This window comes from Shewanella sp. SM29, from assembly GCF_025654245.1.
In the GTDB taxonomy this organism is placed as follows: Bacteria; Pseudomonadota; Gammaproteobacteria; order Enterobacterales; family Shewanellaceae; genus Shewanella; species Shewanella oncorhynchi.
Genome location: NZ_JAKKRN010000034.1, coordinates 32,778 through 57,248 on the forward strand (window position 1 = coordinate 32,778; position 24,471 = coordinate 57,248).

Below are 24,471 nucleotides of genomic sequence, written 5' to 3' on the forward strand. Positions count from 1 at the left end.
TCTCTATATCATTGATGGCCTATTTTTCAGATTGGGTGACTAAAGGCGTTAATGTCACCGTTGAATTTGCCATGATATAAGCAAATTGTGCGTAGGCGGCGACGTTTTGAGCCAATGCGGCAGGGTCGATTTTATCTAAGGTATCATTCGGTGTGTGATGGTAATCAAAATAATCGTGGCCATCTTGCCTCAAAGATGCAACTGGAACACCTAAGGCGGGGAGCATAGACACGTCTGGCCCGCCTGAAGCTTGGTTATTGCCCAGTGCAACGCCATTGAATGACATAGGGCTGAGCGCTTGCTGTACTTCTGTGAATATGTTCTCATTCACTTTAGTGTCGATTTGATAAATTCTACCGGCCCCAAAATCAGACTCTGCAGCTATGTAGTGCAGCGGTAATTCCGCTTTATGAGCCTCTGCATACGCTTTACCGCCAACGAGCCCAACTTCTTCAGCGGCATATAGCACGACTCTAACAGTGCGAGCGGGTTTTATCACGAGATCTTGAATATGCTTGGCTGCAGCCGTCACAATGGCGACACCAGCGCCATCATCAATCGCGCCAGTACCTTCATCCCAGGAATCTAAATGAGCACCAATGAGCACTATTTCATTGGGCTTACTACTGCCCGTTACTTCGGCAATGACATTGTAAGAAGTATTAAAACCTAAGTTTTTTGGCGACATATGCAATTCGAGCAGGGCATTAGGATCGCGTTTTAGCAATGCACCAACCAAATCAGCATCGGGATTTGACATGGCAGCCGCGGGGATCTTAGGCACGCCATCTTGGTAGCGCATGATGCCAGTATGGGCCATGCGGTCATGATCTGTGCCAATAGAGCGGATCACGATAGCAACTGCGCCTTTTTGTGCTGCAGCGACTGCCCCTTTCGAGCGGCCACCAACGCTTTTACCATAACCTTCACCAGTGATATGGCGCTCTGTTTTTTGGTCAATAAAAACAATCTTACCTTGCACCTCTTCAGGCTTGGCTTGTTGTAATGCCTCTAGGCTATCAAAGCGCGCGATTTTAGCTTGTATACCTCCAGCAGGAGTCGCAATACTGCCACCAAGCGCAGTAATGACCAACGGCTGTTCTACAGGGACGGTGATTTTGGCTTTGGCTTCACCGCGCTCCCAAATTGGCACTTGTACGGCTTCTTTATAAACACGGTCAAAACCAAGGCTGGTCAGTTTATTTATCGCCCAGTTAACGGCGAGGATATCTTTTGGGCTTCCAGCAAGTCTTGGACCCACTTCAACCGTGAGTGACTCGACTAAGTCATAGCTTAATTGCGAAGATAATGCTGCCTGTTGTAATTGAATGACTTCACTAGGGGCAGTTTCTACTTGAGTTTGGCACGCACTTAAACTCCCGATTAAAAGACTCGAGAGAAGTGTAGTTTGATAGGGCTTCATTAGATTTCCTTTATTTTTATTAAGCATGTCCCATTTTTAAAAACAATCTAGCAAAAAGTGTGCTTTATGTCCCGACTATATCCGTAAGGCGACGCTATATTAGCGCAGGGGTTAGTTTTAGGAGAGAAAGTGCGTAATGAATATTGAATTAATGCAGGAGCGAGCCGATCATGCCGTAGTGCTATTAAAGGCACTCGCGAACGAACGCCGTTTATTTATTCTTTGTTATTTATTGAATGAAGGAGAAATGTGCGTTGGCGAAATGAATAAAAAATTAGGCTTAAGTCAATCGGCACTATCACAACATCTTGCTTGGTTACGCAAAGATAATTTAGTAACCACACGCAAAGAAGCGCAAACGGTATTTTATTCACTCAAGAGTGATGAAGTACGGGAGATGATTCACTTATTGAACAACATTTATTGTCATTAATAGTGTTTTTCAGATATAAAAAAACCGGCAATTGCCGGTTTTTTTCATTTGCTATGTTATAGATTAAGCAGCGATTGCTTTGATCTTAGCGTTCAAACGTGCCTTTTGACGAGCGGCTTTATTCTTGTGAATAAGACCTTTAGTCGCCATACGGTCAACGATTGGTTGTGCAACAGCAAAAGCTTCTGTTGCTGTTTTGTGATCGCCTGCTTTAATTGCAGCGATTACTTTTTTAACGTATGTACGTAACATTGAGCGACGGCTGGCGTTATGCTGACGACGCTTTTCAGATTGAAGCGCGCGCTTCTTTGCAGACTTGCTATTAGCCAAGGTGCAACTCCTAAAAACTGGATTTGATACTTTTAAAGGCCGAGGAATATGCCTGCATTTAGTCACTTTGTCAATGACTATGATTGAATATTCATCATAAAGATAAATTAATCCAACCTGCCTTGGCTATCTTCGACCCAACTCGTGTAATATGTGGCGCAATTCTAGCAGCTATTACCGCAGTGTGACAGAGCCTGAATCGATTTTTTGAGATGTATCACCTAATCAATTCGATATGGGTCTGGGGGACGTTTGAGTAGAAAATTATTAAAATCTGGCCTGATTGTTAGTGCTATGACATTGATATCCCGAGTTTTAGGTCTAGTTAGGGATGTGGTTGTTGCTAATTTGATGGGCGCTGGGACAAGTGCTGATGTGTTTTTCTTTGCAAATAAAATTCCTAATTTTTTACGTCGTTTGTTTGCTGAAGGGGCTTTTGCACAGGCGTTTGTACCTGTTTTAACTGAGTACCAAGAGAAACATACCGCAGAAGAGACTCGTGATTTATTGAGTAAAGTTGCGGGCACATTAGGTTTGTTAGTGACAATAGTGACCCTTTTGGGGGTGGTTGCATCACCTGTGTTGTCAGCTTTATTCGGTGGTGGTTGGTTTATCGCTTGGCTTAACAACGAGCCAGATGGTGCTAAATTTGAACTCGCTACCGTTGTGCTTAAAATTACTTTTCCTTATCTGTGGTTTATCACATTTACGGCATTAGCTGGCTCAATTTTAAATACCCGAGGCCGTTTTGCGGTATCGGCTTTTACACCCGTATTTCTCAATGTGGCAATTATTGCGGCGGCTATTTTCTATGCGCCTACATCGACCCAGCCTGAGATTACCTTGGCTTGGGGCGTTTTTTGTGGTGGTTTGATTCAGTTCCTATTTCAAATTCCCTTTTTATTGCGTGAAAATGCGCTCGTCAAGCCTTCTTGGGGCTGGCATCACCCAGGCGTGGTGAAAATCAGAACTTTGATGATCCCAGCATTGTTTGGCGTGTCTGTCTCACAGATTAACCTGCTATTTGATACATTTATCGCCAGTTTTTTGATGACGGGTTCAATAAGTTGGCTCTATTATGCCGACCGTTTACTCGAATTTCCCTTAGGATTGTTTGGGATCGCGATTGCTACTGTGATTTTACCTGCGCTGTCACGAAACCATGTGAATGACGAAGGTGCGGGCTTTGGCAAGACGATGGATTGGGGGATTAAAGCGATTCTACTGCTAGGTCTACCGGCTATGATGGGGTTGATCGTGCTCGCAAAGCCCATGCTGATGGTATTATTTATGCGCGGCGCTTTTTCATTGCATGATGTTGAAATGGCTTCCTATAGTTTGATGGCTTATGGCAGTGGTTTGCTTAGCTTTATGCTGATTAAGGTGCTTGCTCCTGGCTATTACTCTCGTCAAGATACCAAAACACCTGTGCGTTATGGCATTATTGCCATGATCACAAACATGGGCTTTAACTTGCTGTTTGCTATTCCTTTTGGGTATGTTGGACTGGCGATTGCGACTTCGATGTCAGCATTGCTAAACGCCACATTACTATACCGAGGCTTGCATTTAGCTGGCGTTTATCGTGTTTCTAGGCCGACTATGGTGTTTTTTGCTAAAGCCGTGGTCTCTACAGCCTTGATGGTGGTAGTCTTGTATTACTTTTTGCCTTCACAACAAATTTGGTTAGATTGGCATTTGTTCGATCGTGCGAAAGCCTTGATAGGCTTAATTTTAGTTGGGGCAGTCAGTTACTTATTGTGTCTGCTTTTGCTCGGAATTCGTCCTTGGTCAATTAAACGGGGAGCTTGATTGCTGATTCTCATCGCTAGCTGTTATATAATCAGCCGATTTGCGCTTGGCAGTTGTCTAACGTTATGGAATTAATCCGCGGTATACATAACATTTTGTCATCCCACCACGGGTGTGTATTGACTATAGGTAATTTTGACGGCGTCCATCGTGGTCATGCACAGGTGATTACTAACTTAGTGCAGAAGGCGAAGCAGTTATCGCTGCCATCGACATTAATGACGTTTGAACCTCAGCCGCAAGAATTGTTTAGCGGCGACAACGCGCCGGCTCGTTTAAGTTTATTACGTGATAAAGTCATTTTGCTCGATGAACTTGGGGTTGAGCGGTTAGTGTGTGTTAACTTTAATCGCACTTTTGCTAATCAACCTGCAGAGCATTTTATTGAAGAATTGTTGGTCCGCAAACTGGGTGTCAAATACCTCGTCGTCGGTGATGATTTTTGTTTTGGTCAAGGCCGTAAAGGCAATTTTGAAATGCTAGTGCAGGCGGGTATCCAATATGGCTTTACTGTGGTCAGCACTCAAAGTTTTATGCTGGGCTCGCAAAGAGTGAGCTCGACTGCTGTGCGTGAACAATTGGCGAAGGGCAATCTTGAACAGGCGAGACGCCTATTAGGACATCCTTTTACCTTGAGTGGCCGTGTAGCGCATGGGCAAAAAATTGGCCGCACAATTGGTTTTCCCACCGCGAATATCGCCTTAAAGCGCAATGTTGTGCCGGTACGCGGTGTGTTTGCGGTTAAATGTTATTGGGATAACAGCGATATTTATGAGGGCGTCGCCAATATTGGGTTTCGCCCGACAGTGAACGGTCAAGTGTGTCAGCTTGAGGTGCATCTTTTTGATTTTGAAGGTGACATTTACGGCAAACATGTTGAAGTCGAGTTGGTAGCTAAACTCCGAGATGAGCAACCTTTTGACTCATTGGATGCGCTAAAAAAACAGATTTTAAATGATGCAAATGAAGCCAGAGCTTTATTTGGTAATGATGCAGGCTGAAATTTATCAGTTTAATTAACGGTATAGGATCAATGAGCGACTATAAATTTACTTTGAATTTGCCGGAAACAGAGTTTCCGATGCGTGGTAATTTGGCAAATCGCGAGCCAGAGATGTTAGAGCGCTGGACAAAAGACGGTTTGTATCAACAGATCCGTGATAGCCGAATTGGCCGTACTCCCTTCATTTTGCATGACGGCCCACCGTATGCGAATGGCAGTATTCATATTGGTCACTCAGTTAATAAAATCCTCAAGGACATTATTGTTAAGTCAAAAACCATGTCTGGTTTTGACGCGCCTTATGTACCAGGTTGGGATTGCCATGGTTTGCCTATTGAGCTGAAAGTTGAGCAAAAAGTGGGTAAGCCAGGTCAAAAAATCACTGCAGCAGAATTCCGTGAAGAATGCCGTAAATACGCTGCAGAGCAAGTTAACGGTCAACGTGAAGACTTTATCCGTTTAGGTGTGCTGGGTGATTGGCAAAATCCGTACCTAACGATGGATTTTTCAACTGAAGCTAATATCGTTCGTTCTTTATCGAAAGTGATTGAGAGTGGTCACTTGCATAAAGGCGTCAAACCTGTGCATTGGTGTACCGACTGTGGTTCAGCCTTAGCTGAAGCCGAAGTTGAATATGAAGATAAGACATCACCCGCTATTGATGTGGCGTTTGTCGCCGCTGACAGTAAAGCTGTTGCGGCTAAGTTTGGGGTAAGCGATTACTTACATCCTGTCTCTATGGTAATTTGGACGACCACGCCATGGACGCTACCAGCGAACCGCGCCTTGTCTTTGAGTCCTGAGCTGGATTACAGCTTAGTTGAATTCGAAAAAGACGGTGTGACGCAAGCGCTTATTTTAGCTGAAGTCTTGGTTGAATCTTGCCTTACTCGCTATAACATCGAAAGCCATACTGTGCTTGGTACAACCAAAGGCGCCGCGCTTGAGCTTGTCCGCTTTAATCACCCCTTCTTGGATTTTGATGTGCCTGCAATTTTAGGCGATCACGTCACTACTGATGCGGGTACCGGTATCGTTCATACTGCACCGGGTCATGGTCAAGACGACTTTGTTGTTGGTCAAAAGTACGGTTTAGAAGTCGCAAACCCTGTTGGCGACAACGGTGTATACAAGCCTGATACCGAGTATTTTGCTGGGCAACATGTTTTTAAAGCTAACGATAACGTCGTAGCTTTGCTGAGAGAAAAAGGTGCCTTGCTGAATCACGTGGCTTACCGTCACAGCTACCCACATTGCTGGCGCCACAAAACACCAATTATATTCCGCGCGACACCGCAGTGGTTCATCTCTATGGATAACCACGGTCTACGCACGCAAGCATTGAAAGAAATCGAACAAACCCAATGGATCCCTGATTGGGGCCAAAGTCGTATCGAAAAAATGGTTGAAAACCGCCCTGACTGGTGTATCTCACGCCAACGTACTTGGGGTGTGCCTATCACGCTGTTTGTGAACCGAGAAACCGAAGAGTTGCATCCTGATAGCGTGTCGTTAATGGAACGTGTAGCCAGCCGTATCGAACAGCAGGGTATTCAAGCTTGGTGGGACCTTGATGCCGCAGAATTGCTGGGTGATGAAGCGGAACAATACCGTAAAGTAACCGATACCTTAGATGTTTGGTTCGACTCAGGTTCAACCTTCTCATCAGTGGTAGCCGCACGTCCTGAATTCCACGGACACGGTGTTGACTTGTATCTTGAAGGTAGCGATCAACATCGCGGTTGGTTTATGTCATCTTTGATGATTTCAACCGCAATGAATGGCAAAGCACCGTATAAGCAAGTGCTTACCCATGGTTTTACCGTCGATGGTAAAGGCCGCAAGATGTCAAAATCTATCGGTAACGTCATTGCACCACAAACGGTAACTAACAAATTAGGCGCCGATATTCTGCGTTTATGGGTTGCGGCAACAGATTACAGCGGTGAGATGACGGTTTCTGACGAAATCTTAAATCGCAGCGCGGATGCCTATCGTCGTATTCGCAACACTGCGCGTTTCTTATTAGCCAACTTAAACGGTTTCGAGCCCGCTAAGGATTTAGTGGCCGTTGAAGATATGGTGGCGTTAGATCGTTGGGTTGTTCGCCGTGCCGCTGCGCTGCAACAGGAAATCATCGAAGCCTATGATCAATATAACTTCCATATAGTGACTCAAAAACTGATGCAGTTTTGCTCGGTTGAGTTAGGCAGTTTCTATTTGGATATCATTAAAGACCGCCAATATACGGCTAAGCAAGAAGGCCATGCGCGCCGTAGTTGTCAATCGGCGCTGTATCTGATCTCTGAGGCCATGGTGCGTTGGATTGCGCCAATTTTAAGCTTCACTGCTGACGAAGTATGGCAATTACTGCCTGGCAAGCGTGATGCTTATGTCTTTACCCAAGAATGGTATCAAGGTTTGAAATCAGTCACCTTAGCGACTGATTTGAGCGATGACTATTGGCAGCAGTTACTAACCGTGCGTAATGAAGTCAACAAAGTGATTGAACAAGCGCGTCGTGACAAACGTATCGGTGGCTCATTAGAAGCTGAAGTGACCTTGTTTGCGGATGCTACTTTGACTGAGCAATTAACCCATATCGGTGACGAGCTGAGATTTGTGTTGTTGACCTCTGAAGCCAAAGTATTGCCTTTAGCTGATGCTACATTGGAAGCGGTTGAGACTGAGTTGGCATCACTGAAATTAGTGGTTGCTTCAAGCACTGCCGAGAAGTGTGAGCGTTGTTGGCACCACAGAGAAGAGGTTGGCACTATTGAGGCTCACCCAACACTTTGTACTCGCTGCGTAACCAATATTGAAGGTGACGGCGAAGTTCGTCAGTTTGCGTAAAGGATCTGTATGCCATTAACTTGGAAAGACAGTGGCTTACGTTGGTATTGGGTAGCTGTATTGGTGTTTTTAGCCGATCAGCTATCTAAGCAATGGGTCTTAGCCAATTTTGATTTGTATGAATCAGTGAAATTATTGCCCTTCTTTAATTTCACTTATGTACGTAACTATGGTGCAGCTTTTAGTTTTTTAAGTGAAGCTGGAGGTTGGCAGCGCTGGCTGTTTACGATTGTTGCGATTGGATTCAGTACGTTATTGACTGTGTGGTTGCGTAAGCAATCGTCTTCTTTGTGGAAACTGAATCTAGCTTACACCTTAGTGATTGGTGGTGCTTTAGGTAATTTAGTCGATCGATTGATACATGGTTTCGTGGTTGATTTTATCGATTTCTTCTGGAATAAGAGCCATTATCCAGCATTCAATATTGCCGACGCTGCTATTTGTGTCGGTGCAGTGCTGATTATTTGGGATGCATTTGTAAGCGATAAGTCTGAAGCTGATAGCGCTGAAGGGGTTAAAAAGTGACTGTGACACGTTCATTATTATGCCACATGAACATTGTGCTTGCTGATGGCTCAACTGCCGATAGCACTAAAGCCTCGGGTAAACCGGCTCGATTAAATGTGGGTGATGGTACTTTAAGTCCTGCATTTGAGGCGCAGCTGGTGACGCTTGCTGAAGGTGATAAGCACAGTTTCACGCTTGAAGCGATTGATGCCTTTGGCGAATCCAATCCTGATGCTATCCATTATCTAGATCGAAGCCGTTTTCCGGCTGACATGAATTTAGAGGCTGGCGTGATTGTGAGTTTTGCCGGCCCTGGTGGTAGTGAGATCCCAGGTATAGTCCGTGATGTTGCGGGTGATTCCATCACAGTCGATCTTAATCATCCTCTGGCAGGACACAAGATCACTTTTGAACTGGACGTAGTAAAGGTATTTTAAGATGAAACTCGATCCTACTAGCCCAAGTTTAAACATTATGCTCGCTAACCCGCGAGGTTTCTGTGCGGGTGTTGATCGTGCTATCAGTATTGTTGAACGGGCGTTGGAATTATTTTCGCCGCCTATTTATGTTCGCCATGAAGTCGTGCATAACCGCTATGTCGTGCAGAATCTGAAGGATCGCGGTGCGGTTTTTGTCGAAGAGTTAGATCAAGTGCCGGATAACAACATTGTTATCTTCAGTGCCCATGGTGTATCTCAAGCGGTGAGACAAGAAGCTAAGGCGAGAGGGCTGAGAGTCTTTGATGCGACGTGTCCTTTAGTGACTAAAGTACATCTTCAGGTGACGCGTGCCAGCCGCAAAGGTATTGAGTGCATCCTGATTGGCCATGAAGGGCACCCTGAAGTCGAGGGTACTATGGGACAATACGATAATCCTAATGGTGGAGTTTATCTGATTGAATCGCCTGCTGATGTTGAAGCTTTGGAAGTGCGCGATCCCAATAATCTCTGCTTCGTGACACAAACTACTTTATCTGTAGATGATACTTTGGACATTATTGTTGCGTTACAGAAAAGGTTTCCCTCTATAGAAGGTCCGCGAAAAGACGATATTTGTTATGCAACGCAGAATCGTCAAGATGCGGTACGCAATTTATCTGCAGACGTTGATTTGTTGATTGTTGTTGGCTCAAAGAACAGCTCTAACTCTAATCGTTTACGCGAGCTAGCATTGAAAACAGGAACTCAGTCTTATCTAGTGGATACTGCAGATGATGTTGAGTCTAGTTGGTTTGATAATGTTACACGTGTAGCCGTCACCGCAGGAGCTTCAGCCCCCGAGGTCTTAGTACAACAAGTGGTTCAAGCAATCGCTAAACTTGCCCCTAGTGTTGTGACTGAAGTTGAAGGGCGTAAAGAAGACACTGTTTTTGCTGTGCCAGCCGAATTACGTTAAATCTGTGTACTGTTTAATCGACAATAAAAAAGAGGCTATAAGCCTCTTTTTTATTGTCTCAAATTCATTCAAAGCATAATGATGTCAATGCTTATGTGCTAATGTTACTGGCTACTTACATTTTACTCATCTATTATTAACTGTTGGTGATTTTTATCGTAATACTAAGATTTTAAAAGGTAAATAGCTGAAAAGCTTGTCAAAATTATGGCTAAAATCGAAAGGTTGACACAAAGGGGATTTCAACGGGGCTTCTCATTAATTGAAGTGCTTGTTGCGTTAGTGATCTTAGTCATTGGCTTAATTGGTATTTTTAATCTGCATATTGTTGCAAAGCGTGGCAGCTTTGAATCCTTTCAGCAAACTCAAGCCTCCTATTATGCAAATGATATTATCAACCGGATGAAGCTTAATAGAACACAACTGGTCAATTACGATGGTGAGTATACAGGCTCTCTGGGTAAACCCGGTAATGTTTGTGACGTTGCTGTTGGCGCAGTGAGTATATGTACTCCAGAAGAGACTGAAGCTTGGGATCTTTACCAGTGGGAACAGAGTTTTATGGGGGCTGCTGAAGTTATGGATAGCCAGAATGTTGGTGGGTTAGACTCTCCAACAGCATGCATTAATGTAGATGGTTCAACTGTAACGGTCGCAATTGCGTGGAGAGGGATCCGAGAGGGCGCGGGTACAAGTTATTCTGGGAGTGAATGTGGAGAAGATATTGGTACGCGTAGGCGGCTTTTTATTCTTTCGACAATGATTATTTAGGTTAACTATGTATGGATAATTTAAAAAACTGTGAGAAAGGGATGTCGCTGGTTGAGCTAATGGTCTCTATGGTCATTGGCTTATTTCTCACTCTTGGGCTTTTTGGCATGTTTAGTATGTCTTCTTCCAATGTGATCACAACGAGCCAGTTTAACCAATTGCAAGAAAATGGACGAATAGCTTTGTCGCTCATGGAAAGAGACATTAGTCAGTTAGGTTTTATGGGGGACATAACGGGAACTGATTTTGTACTTGGAACCAATATGACCTTGAGGGATGGTGTTGCAAATGATTGTATTGGTGCAGGTGTAAATAACGGTACTTTACCTAATGCTGAACCTGCACACTTTAGGCGTCTATGGGGATATGAAGAGGGCGAGAGTGGGGATACATTAAGTTGCTTATCAGGTGTGAATCAGAATACGGATGTCATTCAAATTAAAAGATTAGTTGGCCCACCAGTGACTAATCCCAATGGCGAGCGTTTTTATATGGCTGCAACTTCGAGTGAAGCTGTGATGTTTAAAGGCGGTAATCCTCCCAATCCAGTACTCGAAAATTCTCGTTTTTGGGAATATCAGCATCATATTTATTTTATTAAAAATGATGGTTCTGTACCTGTTCTACGCCGAAAAACATTAACCAAGAATAATGGCATGAATAACGAAGAGCAGTTAGTTGAAGGCATTGAGAATATGCGTATTCTTTATGGTTTTGATAGTAATGGAGATGATACCGCCGATAGTTTTATGCCTGCAGAAAATGTAACCACATTAATGTGGGACAACGAATTATTTCAAAGGCTTGTTGCCTTAAGGGTTTTCTTGTTGGTTCGTGCTATTGATGAAGATAAAAGTTACACCAATGAAACTACTTATACTCTGGGCGATAAGGAAATTAAAAATTTGAATGATCATTATCGACGCAAGATAGTTTCGACGACTATGGTGCTTGCTAATCCAGTGTTAATTAGAAATTAGAAGGTTGGTAAGATGAAAAAACAAAAAGGAATTGTATTATTTTTTGCACTTATCATATTGTTGCTTATGACTATTATTGGTGTCGCTTTGGCTGTTATTTCGACCCAATCTATGCGTATGTCTGGAGCAGGCTCTGAGCGGATTGAGGCTAAATCAATTGCTGATGGTGGCTTAGAGGCGGCAATCGAAGCCAATAAAGGTGCTAGCTTAGCCAAACTATCTGAGATTTCATCTGTGGTTGAATTTGGTTCTAACCAAACGTTAATGCCAATTCCTTATGAAGTTGATGCTGCAGGTAATGTTGTCATTAGTGCAAAAGATGTTGGATGCCAGCGGAGTACAAGGCCAAATAGTGGTAATTTAATCAGCTGTCGGCGTGTTGAGATTAGTAGTACAGCAGAATTTGGTAGAGATAAACTGGGCCAACTCACTGTTGTCGCAGGTGTGGAGCAAGAAGTTTTAACTGGGAGTTAGATATGATTATTAAAAAGCTGGCTTGTTCTATACTACTTGCGCTGACTTTTGTGTCGGCTTTCTCCTTTAGTGACGATACTGAGTTATATGTAAAAGAATCAACAACTCGAACGGGTGCAAGACCTAAAGTGCTCGTTATATTTGATAACTCAGGAAGTATGTCAACTGAAGAAATTACTCAGGTTGTAGATTATGACCCTAACTATGACTACCCAGCCGTAAGTGGTTCTGGGTATAGTGATACTCTTATTTATTATGCTGTTGGCGGTGGGGGATTACCCACCCCTGATACTAGCTCTGATAAGCGTAATTTTAAAGCTAGTTTAAATGGATGTAGTCAAAGCAAAGCTGCATTAGCAGAGTTTGGTCGTTTTACTGGGTATATAAGAGAGTTCACATCAAGTGGTACTACTGGCGTTTGGAAAGAACTACCTGAAACAAATGGTACTGCAATAAAAGTAATTGATTGTTGGGAAGATATTTCTCAAATAAATCCGAGTAATTCATCATCATATCCTAATGGATTTCCTGCTAACGGGGTAACAACGGGGTCAGGTAGTAAAAAGAAAGCATATCCATATTTTACTTCCTCACTACCAGGAACAACTTGGACCAATGCTTTAGCCGCAGCCAATAATACTGACTTTGGTGTTGGACAACCTATTACCTTGTACACTGATAATTACCTAAGATGGTACGGATTATCTAAAGCGGGAAAATTACCAACGGTAAAAGTTTCAAGACTAGAAATTGCGAAGAAAGCGATTTCTAATATTATTAGTTCAACTCCAACAGTGGATTTTGGACTTGCTGTATTTAATTATAATTATCCAAATGAAGGTAATCGAGACGGTGGTCGAATTGTCTCTGGCATTACTCAGATGACGGATAGTACGCGTGCGAGTTTATTAACTACTATTGATAATTTGCTGGCAAAAACAAATACACCACTATGTGAGACTATGTATGAAGCTTACCGTTATTTTGCCGGTAAGGGCGTTAAATATGGTCATAGTGATACAGATTATGGCTCTTATGTTGGAAATAAACCACCGTATGACAGCTTAGTGGAGAAGAGTGGTAACTACGCAAGTCCATTTAAAGTATGTACGGATATTGCTTATGTTATCTATGTCACTGATGGCTCTCCAACAGTTGATAAAAATGCGAATAATGACGTTATTAGTTTAACTGCCACTGGAAGTAAGGAAGGGGATTACTCTTCATTTTCTAAAAATCTAGATACAGCAAGCTATTTGCCCGCATTAGCTAGTTATATGTTTAATAACGACTTAATTAAAAAATTGGACAGTTCAAATACTGAGCAAATGCAGAATGTTCGTACTTATACTATTGGTTTTAGTAAAGGTGCAGAAGATGCCGCACCTTTACTTGCTGAGACGGCTAAAAGAGGTGGTGGTTTATATTTTGCTGCTCAGAACAGTCTTGAACTACAGAATGCACTTAATGATGCGTTATCAAATATTTTGAATATTGATTCAAGTTTTACATCTCCAAGTATTGCTAGTAATAATTTTGATAGGACTCAGACATTTGATGCTGCTTATTACGCTATGTTTCTCCCAGGCAAAGGACCTCGTTGGAGCGGTAATTTAAAAAAATTAAAAGTAACCGCAGATGGTACATTGGTTGATAGTAAAGGAAATGCAGCTATAGCAGATAACGGCAATATTAAAGATGGTGCCTGTACTATATGGTCGGATTGTGTTGCGCAAAAGGATGGGAATAAAGTTGAGGTCGGCGGAGTCGCGGCACAAATTAGAAAGCAAGATGTTAGGAATATTGTAAGTAACTTAAATGGGTCCTCCAGTTTAACGCCCTTAACACTTGCTAATGCACAAACTGCAGCAGGAGGTGATGCTGCGCTAGCTAGCTATATGAGAACTAGCGTAGATGAGCTTGCTAATACGTTAAATTGGCTTAATGGGATAGATGTCGACGACGATAATAAAGATGGTAGTACGACAGATAAACGTAATGATGTTATGGGTGATCCTCTTCATTCTAAGCCACTAGCACTCAATTTCGGCACAAAAAGCGCGACTGATATTCGTATCATGCTTGGCACTAATCAAGGTGTTGTGCATATGTTTAAAGATGCGGGCGAATCTGTATCAGAGACTTGGGGCTTTATTCCCTATGAGTTATTGCCTAATTTAACAGAACTGAGAAGTAATGATCCTTCAGGTGTACACACAGTATACGGAATGGATTCATCTCCAGTTGCTTACACAGAAACTGATGCTGAGGGTAAAGTGATTAAAGCATGGGTCTATATGGGGATGCGTCGAGGTGGATCGTCTTATTATGCCCTCAATGTGACAAACCCTGATAGCCCTTCTCTAATGTGGACTATTAACCCATCAACGGATGGTTTTTCTGATCTTGGACAAACATGGTCGGAACCTATAGTGACGAAAATCGTTGGTTATGAAAAGCCTGTACTCATTTTTGGTGGTGGCTACGATGTTAGTTTTGATGCAACTCCTTCATCTTCTCCGGTAGGTCGTGCGGTTTATATTGTCGATGCAGAGAAGGGAACTTTGATTCATTCATTTGGTGGCTCTGCATCGGGTGCAACAGCACTTTCGGGAATTCAGGATAGCATTCCAAACTCAGTCGCCGTACTTGATAGTAATAATGATGGGTATACAGATAGGATTTATGCCTCCGATGTCGGTGCAAATGTCTGGCGTATTGATCTTCCAAGTGCAAGTAAGTCGAGTTGGAGTGCATTTAAATTTGCTTCTTTAGGTGGTACTGATAGTAATAATCGTCGTTTTTATGCAGAACCTGTTGTAGCACAAACGATGTTTACTAATTTATCCGAAGTTAAGGTGACGACAGAGAGTGGTACTACTACGACTAAAACTTATCAAAATGTTCCCTATGATGCGGTGGTGATTGGAAGTGGAACGCGACCCCACCCATCATCTACTGATATCAATGATATGTTTTTTACATTGCAAGATCGTAATGTGGTGACTAAGAGTTTTACTGGCGGTGATGTTCCCGAGGCGATCACAATCAATGATCTCTATGATGTGACTTCTAATGCACCTGCGTCTGAAGCCGACAACATAAGTTTCGGTAAAAAACTCGGCTGGTTCTATGATTTTAGTGGTCTAGGTGAAAAGAGTTTAACTGCTGCCTTGATTGTCCAAGGCAAAGTTTATTTCACTTCTTATTCTCCCCCTGCAGACTCGGTTGCCGATAACGTGTGTTTGGTGTCTGGTTCTGGCAAATTATATCCGTTCGATCTGCACAAAGGAACGAGATCCTTTTCTCAATTATATTATGAACTGGGTGAACGTGTACCGGATACACCACAGATTGTTATTCCTGCACCTGAATCCGGTAAAGATCCCTATATCTATATTATTGGAGTTGGTAAAGGTGATAAAAATGAAAATGGGGATTATACAGGTACAATCAACGTTGCTTCTGGGTTAGGTGTTAATAAAATTTATTATCATATAAATGAATGAGTTATTAATTTATGAAGGTTCAACTTAAAGGTTTTACCCTGATAGAGGTGATGATCGCCGTCGTGATCATTGGTATTTTGGCATCGATTGCATACCCTTCTTATACGCAGTACATTGCTCAGAGTGCAAGATCAGAAGGGTTAGCTGCTTTGATGCGTATAGCAAACTTGCAGGAACAGTATTATCTCGATAATAAAAAATATGCTACAGATTTAACAAAACTTGTAGGGGCCAACCCTTATATCACTGAACACAAACATTACTCTGTATCATCAAGTGGTGCATCAAGCTTTACGATTAAGGCAGTTGCTCAAGGGGTTCAGGCTAGCCGTGATGCCTCGTGCTCTCCTTTAACAATATCAGATACTGGGGCAAAAGGTCCGAGTGCGGAGTGTTGGAAATGAAATTAATAAACCTCTTTATAACGGTGGCTTTCTTACCAAGCTTAGTTTGGGCTGACTCTGGAGCGACAGTCAGCGAACAAGACTTCAAATGCTACATTACATCAAAGAAAAGTGCTGAGATTGCCTTCTATCATTGGAAGAGTAGTGAAATGAATGTGAGAATGGCTAGCCTTGTTGGTACTACTCGCCAATCAAATGATGGATCGAAATATTACATCTATAGTGTTGAGGAGTGTGTCGCATTAAACGCTGAATTTACTAATACTAAGGCGCAAGTTTTGGATAAGTTAACACCTAGATAAACATCAGCATGTATTTTTAAATGTTAACAACGAACGATTTAAGGATAATATTATTTTAGGGTAGTGAACGGTAGATTTAGTCTCCCATAGTTTATGTGCAGCTTTTCCCATCTGCGCCCTCTTTTATTAAACCTGAAGTGCTAATGTTGATGCTTTTAGAATTGTCACTTTGCCCATTTGAACAATAGATAATTGATGTTTCAACTGAGACTAAACCATCGGGTGTAAAATCAATTTTTTTATCGGCGGGCCCTGATAGGGAAATTACATCGTGTGTATTGAAACTATCGATCACTTTCAATACATTCTTGGCACCTCCATTGTCAATATATACACTGAACCCCTTATTCCAGTCTGTGCCGCATGGTGATGCCGCGTATGGGCAGACTGTTACTGTTGCACCATAGTTGACAGCTTGGTTTCTTGCAAAAGCAAACACATCACTAATTTTTCGTATTTCATTAGCGCTGCGTGTCCCTTCGTATAGCGACGTAAGTGATGGAACCCCTATGGCTAGTAGGATTGCTGCTACGGCAATTGTGACCATCAGTTCGACTAAGGTAAATCCTCTTGAAATAATTAACATGTAGCTATCCTCGTTAAAACTTAGCTAAGTATATGCGAGGAGACTCTAATGATCAGTATCTATTCTATATTTTCAATATACCCAATAAATTGATTTTCTTGCTTTTATATAATTAAATTTAAATAGGGAGTATATATTTAAATTTAATCGCAATTGATATTCTTTGCGGTAGAAAGGCGAACTCTACCCGCCTGATTAACAACGATTGCACGGGAGTTTTTGCTATCAATTGTTCGTGGGCAATACTTGAAAGTACCATTACTTCCAGAAGCTAACCCATCAGGTTGAAATTTTATCGAACTTTTATTGTATGTTAAAAAATCTTTCGAATCGAATTCATCAATGACCCTAATAATTTTATCGTTAGCATCGAAGCTTTCGACTACACCTGTATCAATGAAAATTGTTAATCCCTTTTGCCAATCTTGAGTGCATTTTCCATTTACGAGTGGGCATACTGTGACCCTATAACCATAACTAACAGCTGTATTTCGCGCAAATTGAAGTGTCTGCTGGATAGTTTTAATATTGGTATCAGCTCTTATCTGATCGCTGAGCTCGGTCAAGGAAGGAGCTCCAACTGTTAACAAGATTGTTGAAATCGATATCGTAGTGATAAGTTCTATCAGGCTAAAGCCTTTTCGATGGAAGTTCATAACAGATCCTTGTTATTTTACGCTTGCATCCCGCGAGCGAGTTAGTGCTAGCTAGAATGTAAGTATAAAATCTGAGGCAAAATTCATAGTACTTTTTTTAGACTTTTATGTGCTAAAAGCGATTTTATAGAAACTGTGTTTTATGAGTAAAGCACTACATTCACTTCAATATTGACGTAACCCCGTGTAAGCTAGTGTTATTCTGTTTGTTTATGTTATTGCAAGGGATGAGGAATTTTTAATGAAAAAAGTTGAAGCCATTATTAAGCCATTTAAGTTAGATGATGTGCGCGAATCACTTGCAGAAATTGGTATAACTGGGATGACGGTACTGGAGGTTAAGGGTTTTGGTCGTCAGAAAGGGCATACAGAGTTGTATCGTGGTGCTGAATACATGGTGGATTTTCTGCCAAAAGTAAAAATAGAGTTAGTGATCCAAGACGATCTGCTCGACCAAGCAATTGATGTCATTGTTGAAACGGCCCGCACAGGCAAAATTGGTGATGGTAAAATTTTTGTCACTGATGTTGAACGTGTTATCCGTATTCGAACGGGTGAAGAAAACGAAGAAGCGGTATAAACTGCTTACGAACGATTCTAAAGGGCCTAGAGGCCCTTTTTTGTTGCCTAAGCATATGGAGAAACAAAATAGTACTGCTGGGTTTCTGAAATATCTTTAATGGAAAATAGCCTGTTTTACTCAACTAATGTAGTTATCTCTTATCTGTAACATGGTATAACTTAGCCTCGCAAATGAGTTTTATGAGGTTGTCATTTTGGCTACAAAAAGAATAGTGATCGTGGGTGGTGGTGCTGCTGGTTTAGCGCTTGCATCGAAGTTGGGCCGTAAATGGGGCGGTAGTGATGTCGTCGATGTGTGCTTAATTGATAAAAGTCCTATTCATATATGGAAGCCTAAATTACACGAAGTCGCTGTTGGTGTGATAGATCAATCTATTGAAGGTTTACTCTATCGCGATCATGGACTTAAAAACGGTTATCGCTATATTCGTGGTGAGATAGAGCAGTGTGAGCCGGATGCTAAATCGATTCAGTTAGCTGCAGTTTATAATGATGAAGGCGAGTTGCTCCTAGAGCAGCGACAAATCAATTATGATTTTTTAGTGCTTGCATTGGGTGGAGTTTCTAATAGTTTCAATACATTAGGTGCTGATGAGCATTGTATTTTCTTAGACAGCCTTGAAAATGCCAATTTATTTCATCATAAATTACTCGACGCTTTACTCCAATTAAATGAAACGCAAGAAAGAGTCAGCATTGGTATTGTCGGTGCGGGTGCGACAGGTGTTGAATTGGCAGCAGAGCTTCATCATGTAATTGAGTCTGTTAAAGAGTACGGCTATCTGAATATCGCTAAGCATCATCTTGATGTGCATTTGATTGAAGCGTCACCCAAAATCCTTCCTCAATTACCAGAGCGTGTAAGCGCTAGAGCTCAAGCTGTTCTTGATCAGATTGGTATACGTTTACATATCGGTGTTCAAGTTAAAGAAGTGACTCGTGATGGTTTCATTACCCAAGATGGCGATGTGATTAAAGCAGGCTTAAAAGTATGGGCTGCCGGTGTAAAAGGGCCAAAAGCATTTCAGCATTTTGCAAAATTGCCCATTACTCCGCGAAATCAGGTAGAAGTTGATGATTGTATGCGAGTTAAAGGTCATCAAGATATCTACGCCCTTGGCGATTGCGCTCTATTGATCCAAAGTTCTGGCCAGCCTGTTCCACCAAGGGCGCAAGCAGCAGCTCAGATGGCTGATACCTTGTTTGATAATATCGTTAATCGATTACAAGGTAAGCCTGAAAAGGCCTTTATTTATAAAGATTACGGCTCATTAGTGTCTTTAAGCCGCTTCTCTGCTGTAGGCAATTTAATGGGGAACCTACGCTCTGGTACTTTCTTTGTTGAAGGCCATATAGCAAGATTGATGTATATCTCTTTGTATCAGAGGCATTTAGCCAGCCTTTATGGTTGGTTTTCGGCAATTGTGTATCGAGTGGCACAAAAGTTATTGAAGTGGCAGCGTCCGAAGCTCAAATTACATTGATTTCTATGTGATTTGGGAGATAGAAAGAGAGCAAATATGCTCTCTTTTTTATTGTTTAGGAATTGCCGACGAGTCACGAATGATAGGTTCTGGTGTAAAGGTTTTAGAATATATGGCATCTTGCTCGCGACGTTTTGCTATTAATAATTCAGTAGCAACCTGAGCTATTTCTGCGTTTGGCTGATGTACAGTGGTGAGTTTAGGCCAGGTTTGACGTGAGAATGGGCTATCTTCGAAACCGACAATTGATAAATCAACGGGTATGTCTAAACCCGCTAAACGAGCCGCAAAAAGTGCACCAGCGGCAATTTCATCGTTACAAGCAACAATTGCCGTCGGGCGATTTTTTAGTTTGATGAGCTTGTTAGCACCATCAACACCGGACTCAAATGAGTACTTCCCTTCAATTATGTAGTTTTCATTCAGCTTTAGGTTATTTATTGTTAATGCCTGTTTAAAACCAAGTAATCGCTCTTTGGTGGATTCATGGTGTAAATCTCCGCTTAAAAAAGCGATATGCTTGTGGCCTAAATCAATCAGATGCTGGGTGATTTGAACTGCACCAAATTTATCGTTGACTAAAATAGTCAACCCATTCTGATCGTTGTCCTTTTCTCCCGCAATAATGCGCACATAGTTAGCATCAATTTCAGTGAGTGCTTTGAGTACTTTAGGATCTTCTGACAAGGGAGGTGTCAGTACTAATCCAGCGAGCCTAGAATATTTGACTAGTGCTGTAAGCTCATCACATATGGTCTCTGATTTGGCATTGCAAGGGTGAATGACAAGTTCATAGCCCTTGTCTTTGCAGGCTGACAAGATCCCATTTTGCATATCAATAATATAGTAAGCGTTTGGATTATCGTAAATAAAACCAATAGCATAGGATTTAGTTCCTGCTAGATTTCTTGCTGCTAAATTAGGTTGGTAGTTAAGTGCTTTTATCGCCTCGTTCACTTTGTCAACGGTGGCCTGCTTCACTGAAGGTTCGTTATTGGTTACACGGGATACTGTCTTGATAGACACTCCAGCATATTTAGCTACGTCGTTGATAGTGACTTTCATTGATGTAAAAACTCTTTGTCTAAGGTCGCGAGGGGTTAACTGTTCTATGAACGTAAATTCTTTACCAGCAATTTACAAGCTTACATTTTTTATCATTTTTTTCTGACTTATACATCTTATAGTGCGAGCTTTTGATGTGCTTAGCAATCCTGAATTGTTACAAATTGGCGTTAATTTATCATTGTTACAATTATGCTGGGAGTTGTAAATTTACGTCATAATATTAAAGCTCATGTTTTATAATGGTTTTTAATAAAACTACTGATTCAAAATTCTGCTTTATGACATTTTTTTGCTTCCATCGTTATTTTGTTGTGGCAAGGCTGTTAATTATTGTGTAATGTTTGCACTAGACATGACAGCGTTGTCATTCCGCGGGGAATGGTTATGAATACTAAAACGATAATAAAGTTATGGAAGGGAAACGAGATGCGACCATCAACCTTTAAGAAAACTGTACTAGCTACAAATATTGCTATCCTACTCGGCAGTGCTGTATCCATTAGCGCTGTTGCTGCAGACGCCGTGGCAACCACCGCAGCACCTGAAAATATTGAAAAAATTGAAGTTCGCGGTATGAGAGCATCAATGAAGGCATCAGTTAACGACAAACGTTTTTCTGATGCTGTAGTGGATGCGGTCACAGCAGAAGATATTGGTAAATTTCCAGATGGAGATGTGGGTGAGTCTTTAGGACGCATTCCTGGTGTCGCGGTTAATCGTCAATTTGGTCAAGGCCAACAAGTATCAATTCGTGGTGCTTCAAGCCAGTTAACCAGTACTTTGCTAAATGGTCATTCTGTGGCTTCAACGGGTTGGTTCGACCAACAAGCTATTGACCGTAGCTTTAATTACAGTCTATTACCACCAGAAATGGTGGGCGGTATTCAAGTTTTCAAATCATCTCAGGCAGATATTGCCGAAGGTGGTATTGGTGGTACTGTAATTGTTAAAACCCGTAAACCATTAGATTTAGATGCAAATTCTGTATTCTTAAGTACAAAGGGGGATTACGGCACTGTATCCGAAGAGATAGATCCACAAACCTCAGGACTTTATAGCTGGAAAACGGAAGATGAAAAATTCGGTTTCTTAGTTGCAGGTTCTTTAGATAAAACTCAATATCAACGCAATGGTATCGAATCTTTACTTGGTTGGGGGGAGATAGTTCCGACCACATTCCAGCAAGACCGAGAGCGTACCGCTGTTAATGCTGCATTCCAATACAGACCAACTGATAATCTTGAGTTTGGTTTGAATTTGATGAGCCTTCAACTTGATGCAAACAATGCTAATACTTCAATTTTCTTATTTCCTACTCAGCAGGGTGAAAATACTTGCCTTAAGAAAAATGCTGCAGGCGTGTGTACATTAGTTGAGCACACAGGTAAAGGTGGATTTGCTTGGGCTCAAACTTGGGCACGTAAAGCGAGTATGTCTTCTGACACAATTGATTTGGATTTTGCATATCAGGCAGATGCTTATAAGTTAGAAGGTCGTATTGGTAAGACCAAAGCTGAAGGTGGTACCGATTTAACTTCAAACTATGGTCAGTCTATTGGTAAACCTGAAGATTTCGCGGGTATCTATGATGCTACTGGCGATGTCATTGATATTAACATTGCAAACAACGCATTTGATGCTTCTGATTTTAATGGACAATTAGAAACAGCGGGTTGGGCTCTTAAAAAACAACCTAATACTGATGAAGAGTCCTTTGCGACATTTGACATTACTATTCCTGTTGAGCTAGGTGCTATTACATCATTTAAATCAGGCATTAGTTATGCCGATCATGATGTTACTCAAACTACCGAGGCTGCTCAATCCTCTAATATAGTAGCAAAAGATGCATCAGCTTATTATTCTGGTACTATGTCATCTGGCGCAGGCTTCACCTTACCTAAGCCCATTTTTGATAACATGATTAATGATGCCTATGCTGCTATCGATGGTTTTACTCTCGATAAATCAGGATATGGCACACTGCAAGAAAAGAATTTAGCGCTCTACACTATGGCTACATTCGCTGGTGAAGGCGTTCGTGGTAACTTCGGTTTAAGATATGTGTCTACTGATGTTGAATCTGATTATTATGCGTTCAGCAAAACAGGTACATATGCTGATGGTTTAAGTACTGACAAAGCCAGCTATAACGATGTTTTACCAAGTGTAAATATTGCATTCGACCTTGCAAGTGATTTAATTTTAAGAGCCTCAGCAGCTCAAGTTATTTCACGTCCAAATTATGCCGATTTATTCGCAACCTCTAAGTTACCTGGCTTCAACGATGGTACTCCTGGTAACGAGAAGAAAGTCACCGGTAGCGTAAATTTACAACCTTTCAAAGCTTCACAAGCAGATGTAAGTTTAGAATGGTACTTCAGTGGAGAAGGTTTATTTGCAGTAACTTACTTTATCAAAGATGTAAGTTCATTTATCTCTACAAGAGAAAAACTGAATCAACAAATCGGAATTGAAGATCCCAACCTAATCACTGCAGGTGGTAGTACATGTGGTGCGGGTATTTACGATTGTTGGACTGTAAGTGAAAATTATAACGCTAATGGTGGCTCAATTGATGGTATCGAACTTCAGTTACAAGATTCATTCGATAGTGGTTTAGGTTACTCAGTTAACTACACCTTTGCAGACGCTTCATCACCAGCTGAAAACTATGCAGACCGTGTTGGAGTATTCTCTGACTCATCCAAACATACTGTAAACTTAGTTGGTTACTACGAAATGGATGATTTCTCAGCTCGGGTAGCTTATAACTGGCGTTCTGAATATATGATGCGTGAATTACCAGGGTTCTATGGTAACCGTGAACATCAAGCGTATGGCACCTTAGATTTAAGTGCTAGCTATAATCTAACAGATTATCTGTCGTTAACTTTTGAAGTGGTTAACTTGCTTGAAGAAGATAGCGTACAAAAAGGTGTATCTCCAGTGGATGCAGAGGGGGTTATTAGTGAATTTAAAGATAATTACCCTGTATGGAGTTTTGATGGTGAAGCCCGTTATAAACTCGGTGTTGCGTTGCGCTTCTAATTTAATTAGTTAGATTAATAAGAGCCTAGCAATTGCTAGGCTTTTTATTAAGCACTAAACTGCGTTAAATTAAAAGTAATAATATTAAAGGGCTAATGGTTATCCAATATATGACTCAATATGTTCATGCTTAATTGTAGGATCATGCTATGACTATAAGAAAAGTAGCGATAGTTGGTGGTGGGACATCAGGTTGGTTAGCTGCTAATCATTTAGGACTGGTTTTAAAGAACAATCCAGAACTCTCCATTACGCTCATCGAATCTCTAGATATCCCAATTATTGGTGTTGGTGAGGGGACTGTTCCCTCAATACGTAAATCATTATCAAGCTTTGGTATAAGTGAGTCAGACTTTATTAAATCTTGTGACGTCACTTTTAAACAGTCAATAAAGTTTGTAAATTGGCTCGATCGAGCAAAGCACGGAAACAATAATTTTTATCATCACCTTTTTAATATGCAGAGTCCATTGGGTGAGGATTTGACACCATATTGGTTAACTCATCCAAGAGAGCACTTTGCCGATTTAGTCTCGCCACAGCATGCCGTTTGTGAGGAAAATAAAGGACCTAAGTTTATAACAACTCCGGAGTATGGTGGCGCTGGGGGATCCCCTCATAATTGAGGTTTTCCAGCGTCATGAACTAAGTTTATATATTCGATTAATGCCCAGCGAAAAATTGTCTCCTTTACCGGATATTTGTCTCTTTTGCGTACTTCCTTTCCAAGTCTAACAATTGATAGCACAGCCTGCTTTCTCACTGTATTGGCTTGAAAATATCTTTGCCATCCAAGGTGTTGTGCCGCTAACCCAATACACCACAACACGATTTCAGCCAGCATAGAG

General features: G+C 41.6%; 21 protein-coding genes and 2 pseudogenes. 17 read left to right on the top strand and 6 right to left on the bottom strand.

Annotated elements, in window-relative coordinates; genetic code table 11:
- Window positions 1-19 precede the first annotated feature (19 nt).
- Complete coding sequence (locus tag L5L77_RS18685) at window positions 20-1,423, bottom strand: M28 family metallopeptidase (RefSeq protein WP_263185995.1); 1,404 nt, start codon at window positions 1,421-1,423, stop codon at window positions 20-22.
- Between the two features lie 136 nt (window positions 1,424-1,559).
- Between L5L77_RS18685 and L5L77_RS18690 the strand changes: the two genes are divergently transcribed.
- A complete protein-coding gene (locus L5L77_RS18690; protein WP_006084975.1) occupies window positions 1,560-1,856 on the top strand; it encodes an ArsR/SmtB family transcription factor in 297 nt (98 codons plus the stop codon).
- Window positions 1,857-1,919: 63 nt separating this feature from the next.
- Here L5L77_RS18690 and rpsT read toward each other — a convergent pair whose 3' ends face one another.
- Complete coding sequence (gene rpsT / locus L5L77_RS18695) at window positions 1,920-2,186, bottom strand: 30S ribosomal protein S20 (protein WP_011790375.1); 267 nt, start codon at window positions 2,184-2,186, stop codon at window positions 1,920-1,922.
- A gap of 252 nt (window positions 2,187-2,438) precedes the next feature.
- Here rpsT and murJ point away from each other — a divergent pair, with 252 nt between their 5' ends.
- The 12 genes from murJ to L5L77_RS18755 all read left to right on the top strand — a co-directional run bounded on the left by murJ (window position 2,439) and on the right by L5L77_RS18755 (window position 16,196).
- On the top strand, window positions 2,439-3,998 hold the full coding sequence (murJ, locus tag L5L77_RS18700) for a murein biosynthesis integral membrane protein MurJ (RefSeq protein ID WP_105249941.1): 1,560 nt from the start codon (window positions 2,439-2,441) through the stop codon (window positions 3,996-3,998).
- A 65-nt stretch (window positions 3,999-4,063) separates the two neighbouring features.
- Complete coding sequence (ribF, locus tag L5L77_RS18705) at window positions 4,064-4,999, top strand: bifunctional riboflavin kinase/FAD synthetase (RefSeq protein WP_263185997.1); 936 nt, start codon at window positions 4,064-4,066, stop codon at window positions 4,997-4,999.
- 32 nt (window positions 5,000-5,031) lie between these two features.
- Window positions 5,032-7,854: an isoleucine--tRNA ligase gene (gene ileS / locus L5L77_RS18710; protein ID WP_263185998.1), complete on the top strand. Its 2,823-nt coding sequence runs from the start codon at window positions 5,032-5,034 to the stop codon at window positions 7,852-7,854.
- 9 nt (window positions 7,855-7,863) lie between these two features.
- On the top strand, window positions 7,864-8,379 hold the full coding sequence (gene lspA, locus L5L77_RS18715) for a signal peptidase II (protein WP_263185999.1): 516 nt from the start codon (window positions 7,864-7,866) through the stop codon (window positions 8,377-8,379).
- Window positions 8,376-8,798: an FKBP-type peptidyl-prolyl cis-trans isomerase gene (fkpB, locus tag L5L77_RS18720; RefSeq protein ID WP_212601288.1), complete on the top strand. Its 423-nt coding sequence runs from the start codon at window positions 8,376-8,378 to the stop codon at window positions 8,796-8,798. The genes lspA and fkpB overlap by 4 nt, the downstream gene beginning before the upstream one ends.
- 1 nt (window position 8,799) lies before the next feature.
- Window positions 8,800-9,756: a 4-hydroxy-3-methylbut-2-enyl diphosphate reductase gene (gene ispH / locus L5L77_RS18725; RefSeq protein ID WP_028760920.1), complete on the top strand. Its 957-nt coding sequence runs from the start codon at window positions 8,800-8,802 to the stop codon at window positions 9,754-9,756.
- Window positions 9,757-9,939: 183 nt separating this feature from the next.
- Window positions 9,940-10,527 carry a type IV pilus modification protein PilV gene (gene pilV / locus L5L77_RS18730; protein ID WP_263179863.1) on the top strand — a complete coding sequence of 196 codons (588 nt, stop codon included), beginning with the start codon at window positions 9,940-9,942 and terminating at the stop codon, window positions 10,525-10,527.
- Window positions 10,528-10,538: 11 nt separating this feature from the next.
- Window positions 10,539-11,507, top strand: a complete 969-nt coding sequence (locus tag L5L77_RS18735) for a PilW family protein (protein ID WP_263169564.1) — start codon at window positions 10,539-10,541, stop codon at window positions 11,505-11,507.
- Window positions 11,508-11,519: 12 nt separating this feature from the next.
- On the top strand, window positions 11,520-11,981 hold the full coding sequence (locus L5L77_RS18740) for a PilX N-terminal domain-containing pilus assembly protein (protein WP_263179857.1): 462 nt from the start codon (window positions 11,520-11,522) through the stop codon (window positions 11,979-11,981).
- A 2-nt stretch (window positions 11,982-11,983) separates the two neighbouring features.
- Window positions 11,984-15,490, top strand: a complete 3,507-nt coding sequence (locus L5L77_RS18745) for a pilus assembly protein (RefSeq protein ID WP_263186000.1) — start codon at window positions 11,984-11,986, stop codon at window positions 15,488-15,490.
- Window positions 15,491-15,501: 11 nt separating this feature from the next.
- Window positions 15,502-15,894 carry a type IV pilin protein gene (locus L5L77_RS18750; RefSeq protein WP_131525276.1) on the top strand — a complete coding sequence of 131 codons (393 nt, stop codon included), beginning with the start codon at window positions 15,502-15,504 and terminating at the stop codon, window positions 15,892-15,894.
- The gene (locus L5L77_RS18755; protein ID WP_113941310.1) at window positions 15,891-16,196 is read left to right on the top strand and encodes a TapY2 family type IVa secretion system protein; all 306 of its coding nucleotides are present in this window, start codon (window positions 15,891-15,893) and stop codon (window positions 16,194-16,196) included. The genes L5L77_RS18750 and L5L77_RS18755 overlap by 4 nt, the downstream gene beginning before the upstream one ends.
- A 91-nt stretch (window positions 16,197-16,287) precedes the next feature.
- On the opposite strand, the gene L5L77_RS18760 is transcribed toward L5L77_RS18755, so the two are convergent.
- Complete coding sequence (locus L5L77_RS18760; RefSeq protein WP_028760913.1) at window positions 16,288-16,782, bottom strand: GspH/FimT family pseudopilin; 495 nt, start codon at window positions 16,780-16,782, stop codon at window positions 16,288-16,290.
- A 143-nt stretch (window positions 16,783-16,925) separates the two neighbouring features.
- Complete coding sequence (locus tag L5L77_RS18765) at window positions 16,926-17,438, bottom strand: GspH/FimT family pseudopilin (protein ID WP_263160895.1); 513 nt, start codon at window positions 17,436-17,438, stop codon at window positions 16,926-16,928.
- 241 nt (window positions 17,439-17,679) lie between these two features.
- On the opposite strand from L5L77_RS18765, the gene glnB reads away from it, so the two are divergent.
- Together glnB and L5L77_RS18775 are read left to right on the top strand one after the other, a co-directional pair.
- Complete coding sequence (gene glnB, locus L5L77_RS18770; protein ID WP_028760911.1) at window positions 17,680-18,018, top strand: nitrogen regulatory protein P-II; 339 nt, start codon at window positions 17,680-17,682, stop codon at window positions 18,016-18,018.
- A 196-nt stretch (window positions 18,019-18,214) separates the two neighbouring features.
- Complete coding sequence (locus tag L5L77_RS18775) at window positions 18,215-19,504, top strand: NAD(P)/FAD-dependent oxidoreductase (protein ID WP_105249931.1); 1,290 nt, start codon at window positions 18,215-18,217, stop codon at window positions 19,502-19,504.
- Between the two features lie 48 nt (window positions 19,505-19,552).
- On the opposite strand, the gene L5L77_RS18780 is transcribed toward L5L77_RS18775, so the two are convergent.
- Window positions 19,553-20,569: a LacI family DNA-binding transcriptional regulator gene (locus L5L77_RS18780; protein ID WP_263160894.1), complete on the bottom strand. Its 1,017-nt coding sequence runs from the start codon at window positions 20,567-20,569 to the stop codon at window positions 19,553-19,555.
- A gap of 429 nt (window positions 20,570-20,998) precedes the next feature.
- Between L5L77_RS18780 and L5L77_RS18785 the strand changes: the two genes are divergently transcribed.
- Window positions 20,999-23,623, top strand: coding sequence for a TonB-dependent receptor (locus tag L5L77_RS18785; protein ID WP_263191564.1), 2,625 nt, complete (start codon window positions 20,999-21,001; stop codon window positions 23,621-23,623).
- A 149-nt stretch (window positions 23,624-23,772) separates the two neighbouring features.
- Window positions 23,773-24,234 (top strand): annotated as a pseudogene (locus tag L5L77_RS18790) (tryptophan 7-halogenase); the annotation flags it as partial.
- A 5-nt stretch (window positions 24,235-24,239) separates the two neighbouring features.
- On the opposite strand, the pseudogene L5L77_RS18795 reads toward L5L77_RS18790, so the two are convergent.
- Window positions 24,240-24,471, bottom strand: a pseudogene (locus L5L77_RS18795) (IS4 family transposase); the annotation flags it as partial.